The organism is Streptomyces sp. 11-1-2 (genome assembly GCF_003595545.1).
Taxonomy (GTDB): Bacteria; Actinomycetota; Actinomycetes; order Streptomycetales; family Streptomycetaceae; genus Streptomyces; species Streptomyces hygroscopicus_B.
On record NZ_CP022545.1, the window covers coordinates 8,214,247 to 8,228,310 of the forward strand.

At 69.8% G+C, this 14,064-nt stretch carries 13 protein-coding genes; 7 read left to right on the plus strand and 6 right to left on the minus strand.

From position 1 onward, the window contains the following. Positions 1-101: 101 nt before the first annotated feature. On the plus strand, positions 102-704 hold the full coding sequence (locus CGL27_RS35295; protein WP_240450740.1) for a TIGR03086 family metal-binding protein: 603 nt from the start codon (positions 102-104) through the stop codon (positions 702-704). Positions 705-1,061: 357 nt separating this feature from the next. Here the strand turns inward: CGL27_RS35295 and CGL27_RS35305 are convergent, their stop codons facing one another. Next, positions 1,062-1,973, minus strand: a complete 912-nt coding sequence (locus CGL27_RS35305) for a LysR substrate-binding domain-containing protein (protein ID WP_119991845.1) — start codon at positions 1,971-1,973, stop codon at positions 1,062-1,064. A 285-nt stretch (positions 1,974-2,258) separates the two neighbouring features. On the opposite strand from CGL27_RS35305, the gene CGL27_RS35310 reads away from it, so the two are divergent. After that, on the plus strand, positions 2,259-2,891 hold the full coding sequence (locus tag CGL27_RS35310) for an NAD(P)-binding domain-containing protein (protein ID WP_119991846.1): 633 nt from the start codon (positions 2,259-2,261) through the stop codon (positions 2,889-2,891). A 96-nt stretch (positions 2,892-2,987) separates the two neighbouring features. Beyond that, on the plus strand, positions 2,988-3,929 hold the full coding sequence (locus CGL27_RS35315; RefSeq protein ID WP_119991847.1) for an SDR family oxidoreductase: 942 nt from the start codon (positions 2,988-2,990) through the stop codon (positions 3,927-3,929). A 195-nt stretch (positions 3,930-4,124) separates the two neighbouring features. Here CGL27_RS35315 and CGL27_RS35320 read toward each other — a convergent pair whose 3' ends face one another. Continuing rightward, positions 4,125-5,024 carry an aminoglycoside phosphotransferase family protein gene (locus CGL27_RS35320; RefSeq protein ID WP_119994707.1) on the minus strand — a complete coding sequence of 300 codons (900 nt, stop codon included), beginning with the start codon at positions 5,022-5,024 and terminating at the stop codon, positions 4,125-4,127. A gap of 198 nt (positions 5,025-5,222) precedes the next feature. Between CGL27_RS35320 and CGL27_RS35325 the strand changes: the two genes are divergently transcribed. The 4 genes from CGL27_RS35325 to CGL27_RS35340 all read left to right on the plus strand — a co-directional run bounded on the left by CGL27_RS35325 (position 5,223) and on the right by CGL27_RS35340 (position 9,618). Next, positions 5,223-6,167: a sugar ABC transporter permease gene (locus CGL27_RS35325; protein WP_107439161.1), complete on the plus strand. Its 945-nt coding sequence runs from the start codon at positions 5,223-5,225 to the stop codon at positions 6,165-6,167. Continuing rightward, positions 6,164-7,057, plus strand: coding sequence for a carbohydrate ABC transporter permease (locus tag CGL27_RS35330; protein ID WP_205587796.1), 894 nt, complete (start codon positions 6,164-6,166; stop codon positions 7,055-7,057). The genes CGL27_RS35325 and CGL27_RS35330 overlap by 4 nt, the downstream gene beginning before the upstream one ends. Then, on the plus strand, positions 7,057-8,361 hold the full coding sequence (locus CGL27_RS35335) for an extracellular solute-binding protein (RefSeq protein ID WP_119991849.1): 1,305 nt from the start codon (positions 7,057-7,059) through the stop codon (positions 8,359-8,361). The genes CGL27_RS35330 and CGL27_RS35335 overlap by 1 nt, the downstream gene beginning before the upstream one ends. 183 nt (positions 8,362-8,544) lie before the next feature. Beyond that, complete coding sequence (locus tag CGL27_RS35340; RefSeq protein WP_119991850.1) at positions 8,545-9,618, plus strand: CDP-alcohol phosphatidyltransferase family protein; 1,074 nt, start codon at positions 8,545-8,547, stop codon at positions 9,616-9,618. Between the two features lie 55 nt (positions 9,619-9,673). Here the strand turns inward: CGL27_RS35340 and CGL27_RS35345 are convergent, their stop codons facing one another. The 4 genes from CGL27_RS35345 to CGL27_RS35360 are packed head-to-tail and all read right to left on the minus strand — an operon-like array spanning position 9,674 to position 13,962. Then, positions 9,674-10,606: an HEXXH motif-containing putative peptide modification protein gene (locus tag CGL27_RS35345; protein WP_119991851.1), complete on the minus strand. Its 933-nt coding sequence runs from the start codon at positions 10,604-10,606 to the stop codon at positions 9,674-9,676. Then, positions 10,606-11,565: a cupin domain-containing protein gene (locus CGL27_RS35350; protein ID WP_078644478.1), complete on the minus strand. Its 960-nt coding sequence runs from the start codon at positions 11,563-11,565 to the stop codon at positions 10,606-10,608. Before CGL27_RS35350 ends, CGL27_RS35345 begins: the two co-directional genes overlap by 1 nt. A gap of 1 nt (position 11,566) precedes the next feature. Beyond that, positions 11,567-12,826, minus strand: a complete 1,260-nt coding sequence (locus tag CGL27_RS35355; RefSeq protein ID WP_119991852.1) for an MFS transporter — start codon at positions 12,824-12,826, stop codon at positions 11,567-11,569. Between the two features lie 2 nt (positions 12,827-12,828). Beyond that, positions 12,829-13,962, minus strand: coding sequence for a hypothetical protein (locus tag CGL27_RS35360; protein ID WP_078644481.1), 1,134 nt, complete (start codon positions 13,960-13,962; stop codon positions 12,829-12,831). Positions 13,963-14,064 lie beyond the last annotated feature (102 nt).

Genomic DNA, 14,064 nt, shown 5'->3' on the forward strand with positions numbered 1-14,064 from the left:
CGCGCCGCACCGATGAGTTTCCGGCCCCCGGCCGGTCGGAATGGGTGAGGGGCACTGAAGGGCACTGGGGGCACCACGGACTCGATGAGGAGAAACCGACCGTGACCGACGACCAGACCACGATGATCGACTTCGCACCCACCGTCCACCGGGTGACGGCGCTGCTCAGCGGCGTTTCGGACGAGCAGCTCACCGCGCCCACACCGTGTGGCATCTACTCCGTGGGAGATCTGCTCGACCACTTCATGGGGTTCGCCATCGGCATGCGCCACGCCGCCGAGAAGACCACGGCCCAAGCGGGCCCGGACGACCCCGCCCCCGGGGAGGGGGCGGCGGACCGTCTTGACCCCGAGTGGCGGCAGGAGCTGCCGCGCCGGCTCGACGCGCTGGCGGCGGCCTGGCGCGAGCCGTCCGCCTGGCAGGGCACCACGGAGGCCGGGGGCGTCACCATGCCCGCCCAGATGATGGGCGTCGTGGCGCTGGACGAGCTGCTGATCCACGGCTGGGATCTCGCCCGCGCCACCGGCCAGCCCTACGACTGCGATCCCCGCAGCGCCGAGGCCATCATCGGGTGGCTGTCGGCGTTCCCGGACGAGCAGCGCCCGGAGGGCGCGTTCGGCCCCATGGTCTCCGTCCCGGACGACGCCCCGCCGCTGGACCGCGCGATTGCCTTGAGCGGCCGCGACCCGGGGTGGAGGGGCTGAGGGAACGCCGCACGGCGAGTCCGTCGGGCCGCCCGTCCGTGTGCGGGCGGCCGGGGCCCGGTTGGCGGCCCCGGGCCCAACCCGTTCGTCCCGGCCGGGGCGTTGGCAGCAGCCGACGAATTGCTCTCGTCTGGTGATCGCCCGTGAGACGGTGGCCGAGGTCCTGGATGCGGAATCGGATCAGTTTATTGACGCCGGCGTTGCGCCGGGTGCGGCGGTGCGCGGGGCTGGGCGGGATGTGGCGCTCTACGAGCGACCTGCGCGCAGCGACCGCGAAGGCCGCCGCCACCAAAGGCGGCAACACGATTGCTGTGGCCGCGTGCCTTCTGTTGGCGCTGCTGTTGTCAGTCGAACTGCTCAACCGTGCTCTGAAATGGCACCGCTTCCAAGCTGCCACATTTCATAGTTCCCACATTCTGCCGTGGTCTCGGCCGTCGCCTGAGCCGCGGTGAAGAAGTCGTCGACCACCGGCGAGGTGCGCGATGCCGCCACCGCGAGGCACACCTGGTCGGGCGCCAGATCCGGGATGGGCACATAGCTGACGTCCGGATGTGAGTAGAACACGGTCGCCGAACGGGCCAGGAACGAGATGCCCCGGCCGGCCGCGACATGCTCGAGCGTCTCGTCCACCCCGCGCACCAGGTATCCGGCGTTGGGGTGCGGGCGCCTGGTGGGCTGCGTGCTCGTGTCCGCATGCCAGACCAGCGGCTCGCCGGCCAGGTCCGCCTCGGTGATCTGCTCCCGGCCGGCCAATCGGTGGCCGATGGGCAGCACCGCCACCCGCGGCTCGGTGTACAGCGGGGTGACGCGCAGGCCGGCCTCGTCGATGGGCAGCCGCACATAGCCGACGTCGATGCGGCCGTCGAGCAGCATCGTGGCCTGGTCGTCCCATTCAATCCGCTGCACGTCCACGATCACGCCCGGGTGCCGGGTGGCGAACAGCCGCACCGCTGGGGTGACCGCGATGCCCGCCCGGAAGCCGACCATGAGCCGCTGGCTGCCGCGCGCGGCCACGGTCACCCGGCGGCGGACCGCGTGCGTGGAGGCCAGCAGCGGGCCGGCGTCGGTCAGCAACTGCCTGCCGGCGTCGGTCAGCGCCACGCCGTGGCTGTCCCTTGTCAGCAGCGGGGTGCCGAGATCCTGTTCCAGCGCGCGGATCTGCCGGCTGAGCACCGGCTGCGCGATGTGCAGCTCATCGGCGGCGCGGCCGAAGTGCAGCTTGTCGGCGACGGCGACGAAGTAGCGCAATTTGCGCAGGTCCAGATCCATGGAGCCTCCCGGTCCGGCGATGCCTCCAGGGTATCGCAACGGATGAAATAGGTCTTGGACACCCGCTCAGGCCAATGGCACCTTTAATAGGGACCTAATGGGGCCGGAGCGAATTCGGCATAAGAGTTCGACATCGGGACTTGATAGCAGGGCCCCGGAACCAGAATGAGCACATCATAAATTGAGCCAGGCCCGTCGCGTCATTCGACGGCGTCGACGACGCAACCGTTAACAACGACGGGGTGGGCATGGCGTCCTATTCAGTTCCAGAAAGCAGGCACACCAATGAGCAGCATCAGCATTATCGGCTTGGGGAACATGGCCGGCGCCCTGGCCGGCCGGGCGCTCGCCGGCGGCAATGCCGTCGAGATCATCGGCCGTGACCGGGCCAAGGCCAAGGAATTGGCCGCCGCGCTCGGCGGCGCCACTGTCGGGACGGCCGGCGCCGCCCCGGCCGGGGACATCGTTATCCTCGCCGTGCCGTACGGCAGCGCGGCGGCGGTGGTTGGTGAGTACGGGGACGCACTGCGCGGCAAGGTGATTATCGACATCACCAACCCCGTCAACGCCGATTTCACGGGCTTTGTCACCCCCGAGGGCAGTTCCGGCGCGCAGGAGATCGCCAAGGCCGCCCCCGCCGGCGCGCATGTCGTCAAGGCGTTCAACACCCTGTACTCCAATGTTCTGGCCGCCGGCCCAGCCGAGGGTCGCCCATTGGACGTGTTCATCGCCGGCGACGACGCGCAGGCAAAGGCCCGCGTGTCGGCGTTCATCGAGAGCCTGGGACTGCGCCCGATGGACACCGGGCGGCTGCCAATGGCGCGGGCACTGGAGAACGCCGCCCTGCTGGAGCTGGGCCTCGTCGCCCACTCCGTCAAGCACACCAACTTTTTCCTCGGCGTCAGCATTCTCGGCTGAGCGCACCCGCACCACCACTTCTCGCGCCACATCACGCCAGTCGATCTACGGCACGAGAAGGACAGCCCCTCCACCCACCCTCACAAGGACAGTCGCATGCGCGTTTTCATCACTGGCGGGACCGGCCATGCCGGTTCGCACATCATCCCCGAGCTCATCGCCGCCGGGCACGAGGTCACCGGCCTGGCCCGGTCGGACACGGCCGCGGCGGCGCTGTCGGCGCATGGCGCGAAGGTGCGTCGCGGTGACCTCGAGGACCTCGACGGGCTCAAGGAGGCGGCCGCGGACTCCGACGGCGTCATCCACGTCGCGCACAGGCAAGACCTGCTTCCGTCCGGCGGGATCGACGCCGTGGCCGCCGCGGAGCTTCCGGTCGTGCTTGCGTTCGGCGAGGCACTCGCGGGAACCGGAAAGCCGCTGGTCGCGGCGGGGAGCATAGGCTCGCCCGGGTGGGAAAACCTGGGTCGGCCGGCCACCGAGGAGGACCCGGCCCTTCCCGGCGGCGACGACTACAAGGGCACCCTGCGGGTTCGTAACGTCGTGGAAACCACCGTAGTCGGCCTCGCCGAGCGGGGAGTACGGTCTTCGATCGTGCGGCTTCCCACCATCGCGCACAGCACGACCGACAGTGCCGGATTCCTCCCCCTGCTGATCGCGCTCGCGAAGGAGAAGGGCGTCGCCGGCTACCCCGGAGACGGCGCGAACCTGTGGCCCGCCGTGCACATCCGCGATGTCGCCTCCTTGTTCCGCCTGGCGCTGGAGAAGGGTCCGGCTGGCAAATATTGGCACGCGATTGAGGACGGGGGCATCCCGTTCCGCGAGATCGCCGAGGCCATTGGCAGCCGTCTGGGTCTGCCCGCCGTGAGCATTCCCGCGGACGTACTGATGCTGCCGGGATACTTTGGGTTCCTCGCGAATCTGGTCACGCTGGATCTCCCGGCGTCCAACCTCATCACCCGCCGGACCCTCGGCTGGGAACCCGCTCAGCCCAGCGTGCTCGCCGATTTGGACAACGGCCATTACTTCTCCGCCGGCTGACGGCAGGGCCCCGAGTCGTCGTTCGCGTTGTGCCCGCAGGTCCAGATGTTCCCGCAGCAGTTAGGAGCCCCTCAAGAACACCCAGGTTGCGGAACTCGCAGGTGACCGGCCATCTCAGCGTCCCTCCAGAAGAGCCGCACCCGCCGCGTGCTGCGTGGTGCGGCGCAGGGTGGCCGCTGAACCGGAGCCGTTCGTTCAGAACGTGTGCCAGCGCACCGTCGGGTCGTCCTCCCGCAGGGAGGCGATGCGGCGGGTGAACTCGGCGCGCGCCGCCGGGTTGCCCGGGGCGTGCTGGGCGACCCAGGCGCAGCTGGCGGTCTCCCGCGCGCCGCGCAGCACCGCGCAGCCGGGCCACTCCCGGACGTCCCAGCCGTACTCCGCCACGAACGCGTCGTACGCCGCCGCGCCGAGCCCATAGCGGTCCCGGGACAGCGCCATCACCACCAGATCGTGCTCGCGCAGATCGTGCGAGAAGGTCTCCAGGTCCACCAGCACCGGGCCGTCCGGGCCGATGTGCACATTGCGCGGCAGCGCGTCGCCGTGGATCGGGCCGGGGGTGAGCCGCGGGGTCAGCTCCTCGACGGCGGTCGCGAAGTCGTCCCGGCGGGTGCGCAGATACGCCGCGTCCGCCGGGTCGATCGCGTCCCCGGCCAGCCGCAGCCAGCGCTCGATCCCGCCCAGCAGATCGCGGCGCGGCAGCGGGAGCGGTGCCGGATCGGCGGGCGGGTCGGGCAGCGCGTGCACCATCCGCAGCAGCTCCGCGAGGTCGCGCGGCCCGGCGGGGCGTACGGGATCGGGAAGCCGCTGCCAGTACGTGACGAGATGGTTGGCGAACGGAAGCGGCTGCTCGGAGCCGAAGCGCCGGTCGGGACGTACCGCGGGCAGCCCCTCCCGGGCGAGCCAGTCGGCGATCCTCAGCTCCCGGGCGGCCCGGTCCCACACCTCCAGATCGCGGCTGATCCGGACCACCAGGGAGAGGCTGTCGACGGCGAAGACGGCGTTCTCACCGAGGGCCAGCAGCCGGGCCTCCGCCGTACCGGCCCGGTAGGGCGGCAGCGCGGCCGAGAGCACCGCCCGCGCCCGCTCCTCCGTCAAGGCGACATCCGCCACCGCCACACCCCTCACTCCTCGTCGTCCCGCCCGCCCACGTCTCGGTCGTCCCCAGTCCTCCCGCCCAAGTCTCGCATCGGCTACCGCAGGTGAACCGCTTGACTGCACCGCCCGCCCTCCGCACGATGACGTGGGCTCTCCCACCGGACCGCCCTCCCACCGCGTCCGAAGGAGGGCCCTGCCGTGATACCCGTGACCGCCGCCTCGGCGCGCTCGGACCAGGGCTCCGCCCCACCCCCGTCGGCCGCCCCCGGCAAGGGCCCGGGCCGCGCGGCGAGCGGCCACCGGGCGTGGTTCCTGGTGCTGCCCGCGCTGATCCCGATCCTCCTGCTCAGCGTCGGCCCGCTGCTCTACGGCATCGTGCTCGCCTTCACCGACTCCCAGGCGGGCCGCACCGACCCCACCCAGTGGATCGGGCTGCTCAACTTCCAGGACCTGCTGCGCGACACCCTCTTCTGGGAGTCCTTCCGGATCGGCCTGGTGTGGGCGGTCGCCGTTTCCGTACCGCAGTTCCTGCTCGCGCTCGGACTCGCGCTGCTGCTCAATCAGAACCTGCGGTTCCGCTGGCTGTCGCGGGCGCTCGCGATCGTTCCCTGGGCGATGCCGGAGGTCGTGGTCGGCATCATGTGGCGGCTGGTCTACCACCCCGACGCGGGGCTGCTCAACGAGACGCTCGGCACCCACCGCGACTGGCTCGGCAGCCTGTCCACCGCCCTGCCCGCCGTGGTCGTGGTCGGCATCTGGGCACGCCTTCCGCAGGTCACGGTCACCCTGCTGGCCGGGCTCTCCAATGTGCCGCGCGAACTGCACGAGGCCGCGGCCATGGACGGCGCCGGTGCCTGGCGCCGCTTCCGCACCGTCACCTGGCCCGCCATCAGACCCATCGCCCTCGCCATCAGCGCCCTCAGCTTCATCTGGAACGTCAACTCCTTCGCGCTGGTCTACGTCCTGACGGGCGGCGGGCCCGGCGGGCGCACCCGGCTGCCGATGCTCTTCGCCTATGAAGAGGCGTTCCGCTACGGCCAGTTCGGCTACGCGGCGGCGATGGGCTGTGTGCTGGTGGCGGTGGTCTCCATCCTGCTGGCCGTCCATCTCGTCGCCCGGCTGAAGGGAGACGACGACGCATGACCACCCGCCCCACCGCCAGGAGTCCCCGCCCCAGCGCTGTGCGTCGCGGCCCCACCGCCCGGCGCCGCGCGGCCCGCACCGGCCAGTACCTCGCCCTCCTCGGCTATCTGGTCTTCCTCGCCTTCCCGCTGCTGTGGCTGGTCTCCACCGCGTTCAAACCGCCGCGCGAGCTGGCGAGCCTCCACCCCGGCTGGATCCCCGACCACCCCACCCTCGACAACTTCCGCCAGGCGTTCGACGAGCAGCCGCTGCTGCGGTCCGCCGGGAACAGCCTGATCGCCTCCCTCGCCGCCGCGGCGATCACCGTCGTCATCGCCACCCCGATGGCCTATGTGATGGCCCGGCACCACCGCTCCCCACTGTCCCGGGCGGCCACCGGCTGGATCGTGGTCAGCCAGGCGTTCCCCTTCGTCCTGGTGATCATCCCGCTGTTCCTGGTGCTCAAGGAGGTCCGTCTGATCGACTCCCTCTCCGGGCTGATCATGGTGTACGTGGTGTGGTCCCTGCCGTTCGCCCTGTGGATGCTGGCCGGGTACGCCCGGGCCGTACCGCGCGAGCTGGAGGAGGCCGCGGCCGTGGACGGCGCGAGCAGACTGCGGACGCTGATCTCGGTGACCATGCCGCTGCTGGCCCCCGGCATCGTGGCCACCGCCCTCTTCGCCTTCATCACCGCCTGGAACGAGTTCTTCTTCGCGCTCGTCCTGCTCAAGTCCCCGCAGAAACAGACGATGCCGATCATCCTCACGCACTTCATCGGCACCGAGGGCGTCGCCGACCTCGGCCCGCTCGCCGCCGCCTCACTGCTGGCGACGCTGCCCTCGCTCGTGCTGTTCGCGGTCATCCAGCGCCGGATCACCAGCGGCACCCTGGCCGGGGCGGTGAAGCACTGATGCGCCGCCGAACACTGCTGGCCGCGTCCGCCGCCGGGACGCTGTCCGCCGCCGGGACCCTGCTCTCCGCCTGCGCGCCCGGACGGCGGCGGGCGGCCGACGGCCGGATCACCCTCCGCTTCCAGTCCCTGGCCTGGCAGCAGGAATCCATCGAGGCCAACAAGCAGCTCGTGGCGGAGTGGAACGAGGCCCATCCCGACATCCGCGTCGACCACGTCCAGGGGAGTTGGGACAGCGTCCACGACCAACTGCTCACCTCCTTCGAGGGCGGTGAGGCGCCCGACATCATCCACGACGCCTCCGACGACCTCGCCGACTTCGCCTACGGCGGCTATCTCGCCGACCTCACCGACCTGCTGCCCCGGCGGCTCAAGGACGAGATCCCGTCCCAGACCTGGCAGACCGCCACCTTCGGCGGTGCCGTCCACGGTGTGCCGTTCCTGCAGGAGCCGCGCGTGCTCATCGCCAACCGCGCCCTGCTGGAGCGGTCCCGGGTGCGGATCCCCACCCCCGAACGGCCTTGGAGCTGGGCGGAGTTCGAGGACGCCGCCAAGGAGCTGACCCGCGACGGGACGTACGGCGTGGCCTGGCCGCTCAAGGAGCCCGTCTCCGCGACCCTCAACCTCTCCCTGTCCACCGGCGGCAAGGTCTTCCACCGGGGCGCGGACGGCAAGGTCACCGTCCGGTTCGACGCCGCCGACCAGCGGGTGCCCCGCGTCATCCACGACCAGTTGGGCGGCGACCGCAGCGCCGCGCGGACCACCCTCGGCATGGGCGGCTCGGACACCCTCCCCGGCTTCTTCGGCGGGAAGTACGCGATGGTGCCCCTCGGCTTCTCCTACCGCCAGCAGATCGTGCAGCAGGCGCCCAAGGGCTTCGCCTGGACCGTACTGCCGTCCCCGGCCGGACCCGGCGGCGACCAGCGGCAGGGGGTCAGCCCGCAGACGTTGTCCATCGCCGCCGACAGCCCGTACCAGCGGGAGGCGGCCCGCTTCATCGACTTCTTCCTGCGCCCACCGCATATGGTGCGGCTCGCCCGCGGCGACTGGATGCTGCCCACGGGCCTGACCGCGCTGCGCGACCCCGCCCTGCACACCCGCCGGCACGGCTGGGCCACCGGCGCCGCCCTGGCCGGACGGCTGCGCCCGGCGCCCGCCCAGTCGGTGCGCGGCTATCCGGAGTGGAAGGACAAGGTGGCCACCCCGGCGCTGCAGGAGTACTACAGCGGGGCGATCGGGATGCGGGAGCTACGGGAGCGGCTGGTCGAGGACGGCAATCTGGTGCTCGCCCGCTACCAGCGGTAGGAATCACCACACGTCGGCCACCGTGACGGCCTCGCCGTCCGGCGCACCTGGCCGTGCCATGGACCCGGTCTCCCCAGCAGACCGCTACCCCCCGGCAAAGGTTGCCCTCGCCCGGCCTTGTCTCTTCTCTTAACGACTTCTTACGTTCGAGTGAACTCTTTTCGAACGCCAGGAAGATTGCTCATGCCCCGAGACATACCGCCGCTCGCCGAGGTCCGCCGGATCACCGAGAAGAAGCGAGACGCGTGGTGGACCGTCATGCTCGTGGACCCGGTGGCCACACCGCTGGTCCGCTGGACCGCCAGGCACACCCGGGCCACCCCCAACCAGCTCACCTGGGGTGCGTTCCTGGTGGGCCTCGGCTCCGCCGCGTGCTTCGCTCAGGGCGACTGGAGATGGCTGCTGCTCGGGGCCGTGCTCTACCACGTGAGCTTCATCTTCGACTGCATGGACGGCAAGCTGGCCCGGCTGACCGGCACCGGCTCGGTCTTCGGGGCCTGGCTGGACTTCGTCTTCGACCGGATCCGGGTGCTGGTCTGCTCGGTCGCCCTGATGGGCGGCCAGTACGCGCGCACGGACGACGTCCTGTATCTGTGGCTGGCGCTGGCCGTCGCGTCCCTGGACTCGCTGCGCTACATCGACTCGCTGGAGATCTTCAAGATCCGGCATGGGATGCGCAAGCAGATCAAGGCCCGGATGCGGGCGGCCCGCAAGGCCGAGAACCAGGCCGAGCTGGCCTTCATGGAGGACCTGCTGCGGGAGAACCCCGAGGCCGATCTGGAGACGGACCGCGACACGGTGGCTCCGTTGGAGCCGGTGGCGCCGCTGGAGACCATGGCGGCTGACACGGCTCCCCTGGAGGCCGCGGTGGCTGACACGGCACCTCTGGAGGCCGCGGTGGCTGACACGGCTCCCCTGGAGACCACGGCGGCCCAGCGCCGCCGCCCCGCCGTCGTCGATCTGCACCAGGAGTTCCGGCGCCGCTTCCCGTGGTGGGTCCGGTGCCGGAACTTCCTGCTGCGCCACCGCATCCGCGCTCATCTCATCAGCGGCATCGAGTTCCAGATGGGCGTGTTCATCATCGGCCCGGCCGTCGACGCGGTGGTGGCGACGACCGTCGTATCCGGTGTGCTACTGCTCGTCTTCGAGCTGGCCATCATCTACAAATTGCTGCTGTCCACCCGGGACTTCACCCGCACCATCAACTCCTTCGAGACACCCGATCGCGTTCCGGTCGCCACCTCGGTCAACTCCTGAGCGAGGATCAGCCACTGCTCCGGCGTCACATACGCCACCACCACCTCCTGCCCCGTCAGGGCAGGTGGGTGGCGGTCAATTCCTTCTCCCAGCGGAGAAGGCCGTCGAAGTACCGCCGGCCCTCGTCCGTCCACTCGGCGGCCGGCTCCAGGGCCGTGATGGTGCCCCTGAGGCGTCGTAGGGCGTCGTCGCGCCGTGCGGTGACTTCGGGCGGTGCCATCGGCTCCGCCGCCCAGCGAGTGAGTCCGTACGCCATGCGGGCCAGGACGTGGGCGGCGTGCACGGCACCGGCGACCGGTCGCGGATCGGGACGCAGCGGGTGGCTGATGACGACGTCGCCATTGGTGACGAACGTGGCGAAGAAGTTCCGCAGGTACAGGGCATGGTGGCCGGTCTCGTGCAGGAGTGCCTCGAAGGCGGCCGGGGTACTCTCGACGCTGGAGGCGCCGAGGTAAATGGCTCCGAAAGTCTGGCGGAGCGTGGCCGACCGGAAGGCGCCGCCCTGGACGTACACGATGACGCGGATCAGCAGGTCCGTTTCCAGAGCGGCTTCCGGCCAGACCCGCCGCAAGATCTCGCGGGCGGCTTCCAGATGCGCGATCCCCTCCGTCAGGTCCGGGGCGCCGAAGTCGGCGTCGTCCGTTCCTCTGGTCCTCCGTATGTCGGCGAGCAGTTGGTCCGTACCCCATCGGCACCAGTCGGGGAACGAGGACGAACCGTCGGGTGTGAGGTGTTCGAGCGGAGGCATCAGGCCGGCGCTCGCCAGAGCGCGGCCCAGCTCTGCGAGGTGGGCGGGATCCGCACCGCTGCCGGGGGGCGTGCGGGTCGCCGCCCAGACCAGGGCGGGGTGCAGACAGGCCGGTTCGGGCCCGGCCGGGAAGGTCGACTCCAAGCGCCGGAGGACTTCCCGGTAGTGGCCACGGACCAGGCTCAAGGTGCCGGCCGGCGTGATGCCGACCCGGACCGCCTCATCCTGCCCGGCACCCATCAGGCGTCACCCGACCGGGGCTCCACTGCGAGGATCTTGCCGAGCGAGGCTGTCTCCGCCTTCTTGAGCTGCTGTTCGCGGGCCTGGAGACGCCGCACCACCAAAGCGGAGATCAGCTCGTCGCCCAGACTCTCCAAGGTGCGGAAGATGTCTTCCCGGACCTCCCTCCAGATCTCTTTCGACTGGCCGCTCAGCGCCTCGGACTTGCTGGGCAGCCGGCCACGCAGGGCGACGCTCCGTTCGGCGGCGAGGTCCAGGACGTCATGCAGGATCTGGGTCCAGGTGTCCTCCACCCCGTCGGAGAAGGCGATGTGGACGGAACCCTCGGCTCCCGTGGTGCCCTCGTGGTAATAGCCACGCGGCAGGTAGAGGCAATCACCGGCGTGGAGGGTCACTTCGAGACACAGCGGGGTCTGCGGGGCGACGCCCGGCTTCGAGCGCTTGACCGGCCACTGCTTCGGCGGCTCGTGCAGGCGCCAAGTCTTGGAGCCGGCGAGCTGGCGTATGAAGATACTCGCAAGGTCGTAGTGGGCCTCGGCGCCCTTGGAGTGTGGTGGGGTCAGGAAGGCGTTGGCGGCGACGGGGACTCCAATGTCCTCGGAGAGCTCCGCGCAGAAGGCTTCCACCTCGGGACAATAGGTGGACATCGCCTGGAAGACGAGGGTCGCGCCCTCCTGCATCTGCGCCACGACGTATCCCGGATCCGCGAGCCCGGACAACACCCGGCGCTCGTCGGCCCCGTCGTCCCCTGGCTTGGTGGCATTCCGGACCCCGATGTCCTGGCCATGACGCCACAGCCTGATGTAGGGGGTGCGCAGTCCTCGTTCGAAGAGGAGCTGTTGTGCGAGGTCCGTCGAGAACACATGGCCCAACTCGCCCATGGCTCGGCTGACGTACGGCTGGGTGTCCCGTATGGACACCAGCTTCGACGGGTCGTCGAGGAGCATCTCCACTGCCATCTCATACCTTCGCGTTTTCGGGGACCGACTGTTCTTCCTGATGGAAATCACGCACCCCGGGCACCGTCAGCGCCAGCAATGCGGCGCCGAGCTGGACGACCGCGGCGACGACGAGGACGGTCGTGCGGCCCACTGCTTCTGCCAGCGGCCCGATGAAGGCCAGGCCCAGCGGCAGCAGAGCGAGGCTGCACAGCCAGTCGACCGAGCTGACCCTGCCGAGGATCGACGGGGCGAACTGGCGTTGGAGTGCTGTGTGGAGGAGCGTGTTGAAGGGCATCATCGCGAATCCGGCGATCATGTACCCGGCTACCACCCACCACAGTGAGAACGGGCTGAGCAGGACGAGTGGTACGAGCGCGAAGAGGGCATTGAAGATCATCGCGCTCGTTCCGGGATGCTTCAGCCGGATCCGTCCGACGACGATCGTGCCGATGAAGCCGCTGAGGCTGAACATGGCGATGACGAAGCCGTAGGTGGAGGGCCCGGAGAACTCCTCCTGGGTGATGATCGGCAGGAGGACCATGTGGGGGGCGACGACCAGCATGGTCTGCACGGCGGTCATGGCGAGGATGGCCGATGTCCAGCGGACGCGGCGTACCGCCGACAGTCCTTCGCTGACCTCCTGGATGATGGAGGAGCGGGTCGTCGGCCGATTCATCGGCGGTTCGGTGACCGCGAGGACACACAGCAGGCTGACCGCGAACGTTGCCGCGTTGACGGCGAAGGCCACCCGGGTGCCGACGGTGGCCACCAGTACGCCGCCGAGCGCCGGCCCCACCACGGCTGCCGCGCTCTCCATGCTGCCTCGCCAGACGTTGGCGCTGAGCAGCCGGTCCTCGGGCACGATTGAGGGCACCAGACCGCCGTACGCGGGCCGGAAGAACGCCTCACCGCTGCCCACCAGGAAGGTCATCACAGCGAGCGACAGGGTCGCCGTGTCGAACGCGCCCAGCACCACCACGGTGATGGCCACCATCCGGAACGCGTCGGCAAGCACCATCGCCCGTCGCCGGGGCACGCGGTCTGCCCAGACACCGCCGAGCAGTGCGAACAGGACCGTGGCGAGCATCCGGGCGCCGATCACCAGCCCGACGTCGCCGGCGTCTCCGCCGCTCTCGATCACCCGGAGCGATACGGCCACGTTGAAGAGCTGGTCTCCCACGGCGCTGACCGCTTGCCCCGCCCAGAGGAACCGAAAGCTGCGCAGCTCCATTGCGCTGCCGGCCAGGCGGCCGGCCAGGAGAGTCTTGAGGTTGGGCATGCTCAGCCGACCGTGCTCGCCGCCGCGGGATCCGTCAGCTCTCCGTAGCCGAACCCACAGCAGTCGCCCGTGATGTCCTCGTCCCGCACCAGCTCAGGGTGGTCGGCGCCGGACAGCTGGAGGTTGGCCAGATCGACGGGTTCGGGCTCATCGCCGATGTAGATCTCCGCGCCGTCGGTGATGAGGTCGAGGTGCACCTTCTCCTCGTAGTCGACCACGGCACGATCCTGATTGTGCTGCCCGAACCCGATGTGCACTCCGACTCGCCGTTCATTGATGTGCGAGTTGGCCGGGATGAACCGGTCGATGCCCGAGTTCGTTCCGAAGCCCAGTTCGCCCACCCGGGTGCCGTACGGCTGCTTGAAACACAGTGCCACCAGCTCACGGACGTCGTCATCGCCACCGGTGAAGCCCGTAGCGCGCCCGTCCATGATGTCAACCGTCAGCGGGCGGGCCGTCAGCCGTGTGTCGATGCGGGTGATGACGTTGCAGTTGAGAGCCCCGTCCGCCACCAGGCGGCCGTCGATCCTGGCGGGGTAAGTGGCGATCTCCCCCGCAGGAAGGATGGTGAAGCCGCCCGGCCGCCACACGCCGCGATTGCTGATCCAGTCGTACCGCCCGGCGTCAAGCTGGATACGGAGGTTGGTGCCGCCTCGGCTGCGGACTCTGATGCTGTCGGCCTTGGTCAGGCGGGTCAGCAGTGCGGCGTTGCGGGCACTGAGTTCGTCCGGTCCGAGGTTGAGGGCCTGCTCGAAGAACTCTCGGGACGCGCTGATGACGCGGACCACCATGCACCGGTCACTACCGAACTGTTGCATGACGTGCAGGAGCGGCGAGAAGTGGGACATCGTGTCTCGTTCGAGCGTGAATATGACGAGCCGGCCGGTGAAGGTTTCAGCGTCCGGTACGGCGGACTTCAGGCGTGCGGCGAATCCGAGATCCACAAGTGGTCGCATGGCGATGAACTGGCTGCTGATCTTTCGCTGCTTCAGTCCGGCGACTAGCCAGGCGGCTGCCTCCCTGCTGTCCGGGGTGAAGACGACGATGCAGTGATCGCGGACGGAGAGGCCGGCATACCGGTTGAGGAGTGCGTCGACTCCATCCTGTACGTCGCGGCTGGACTGCACAGCGGTCAAGACGTGCTCCTCCTGCTTCGGGCCGGGTCGATGGGAGTTCCGGGCAAAGGGAGGGATCCGGCCGCAGGGATCACGCGCGGCCGGAACCCCGAGAGCCTTGCC

Bases quoted from the DNA above. Each gene is read 5' to 3' on its own strand.
- CGL27_RS35310 (WP_119991846.1), top strand. From the start codon at position 2,259: ATGAGCAGCATCAGCATTATCGGCTTGGGGAACATGGCCGGCGCCCTG.
- CGL27_RS35340 (WP_119991850.1), top strand. From the start codon at position 8,545: ATGCCCCGAGACATACCGCCGCTCGCCGAGGTCCGCCGGATCACCGAG.
- CGL27_RS35335 (WP_119991849.1), top strand. From the start codon at position 7,057: ATGCGCCGCCGAACACTGCTGGCCGCGTCCGCCGCCGGGACGCTGTCC.
- CGL27_RS35330 (WP_205587796.1), top strand. From the start codon at position 6,164: ATGACCACCCGCCCCACCGCCAGGAGTCCCCGCCCCAGCGCTGTGCGT.
- CGL27_RS35305 (WP_119991845.1), bottom strand. From the start codon at position 1,973: ATGGATCTGGACCTGCGCAAATTGCGCTACTTCGTCGCCGTCGCCGAC.
- CGL27_RS35315 (WP_119991847.1), top strand. From the start codon at position 2,988: ATGCGCGTTTTCATCACTGGCGGGACCGGCCATGCCGGTTCGCACATC.
- CGL27_RS35345 (WP_119991851.1), bottom strand. From the start codon at position 10,606: ATGGGTGCCGGGCAGGATGAGGCGGTCCGGGTCGGCATCACGCCGGCC.
- CGL27_RS35350 (WP_078644478.1), bottom strand. From the start codon at position 11,565: ATGGCAGTGGAGATGCTCCTCGACGACCCGTCGAAGCTGGTGTCCATA.
- CGL27_RS35355 (WP_119991852.1), bottom strand. From the start codon at position 12,826: ATGCCCAACCTCAAGACTCTCCTGGCCGGCCGCCTGGCCGGCAGCGCA.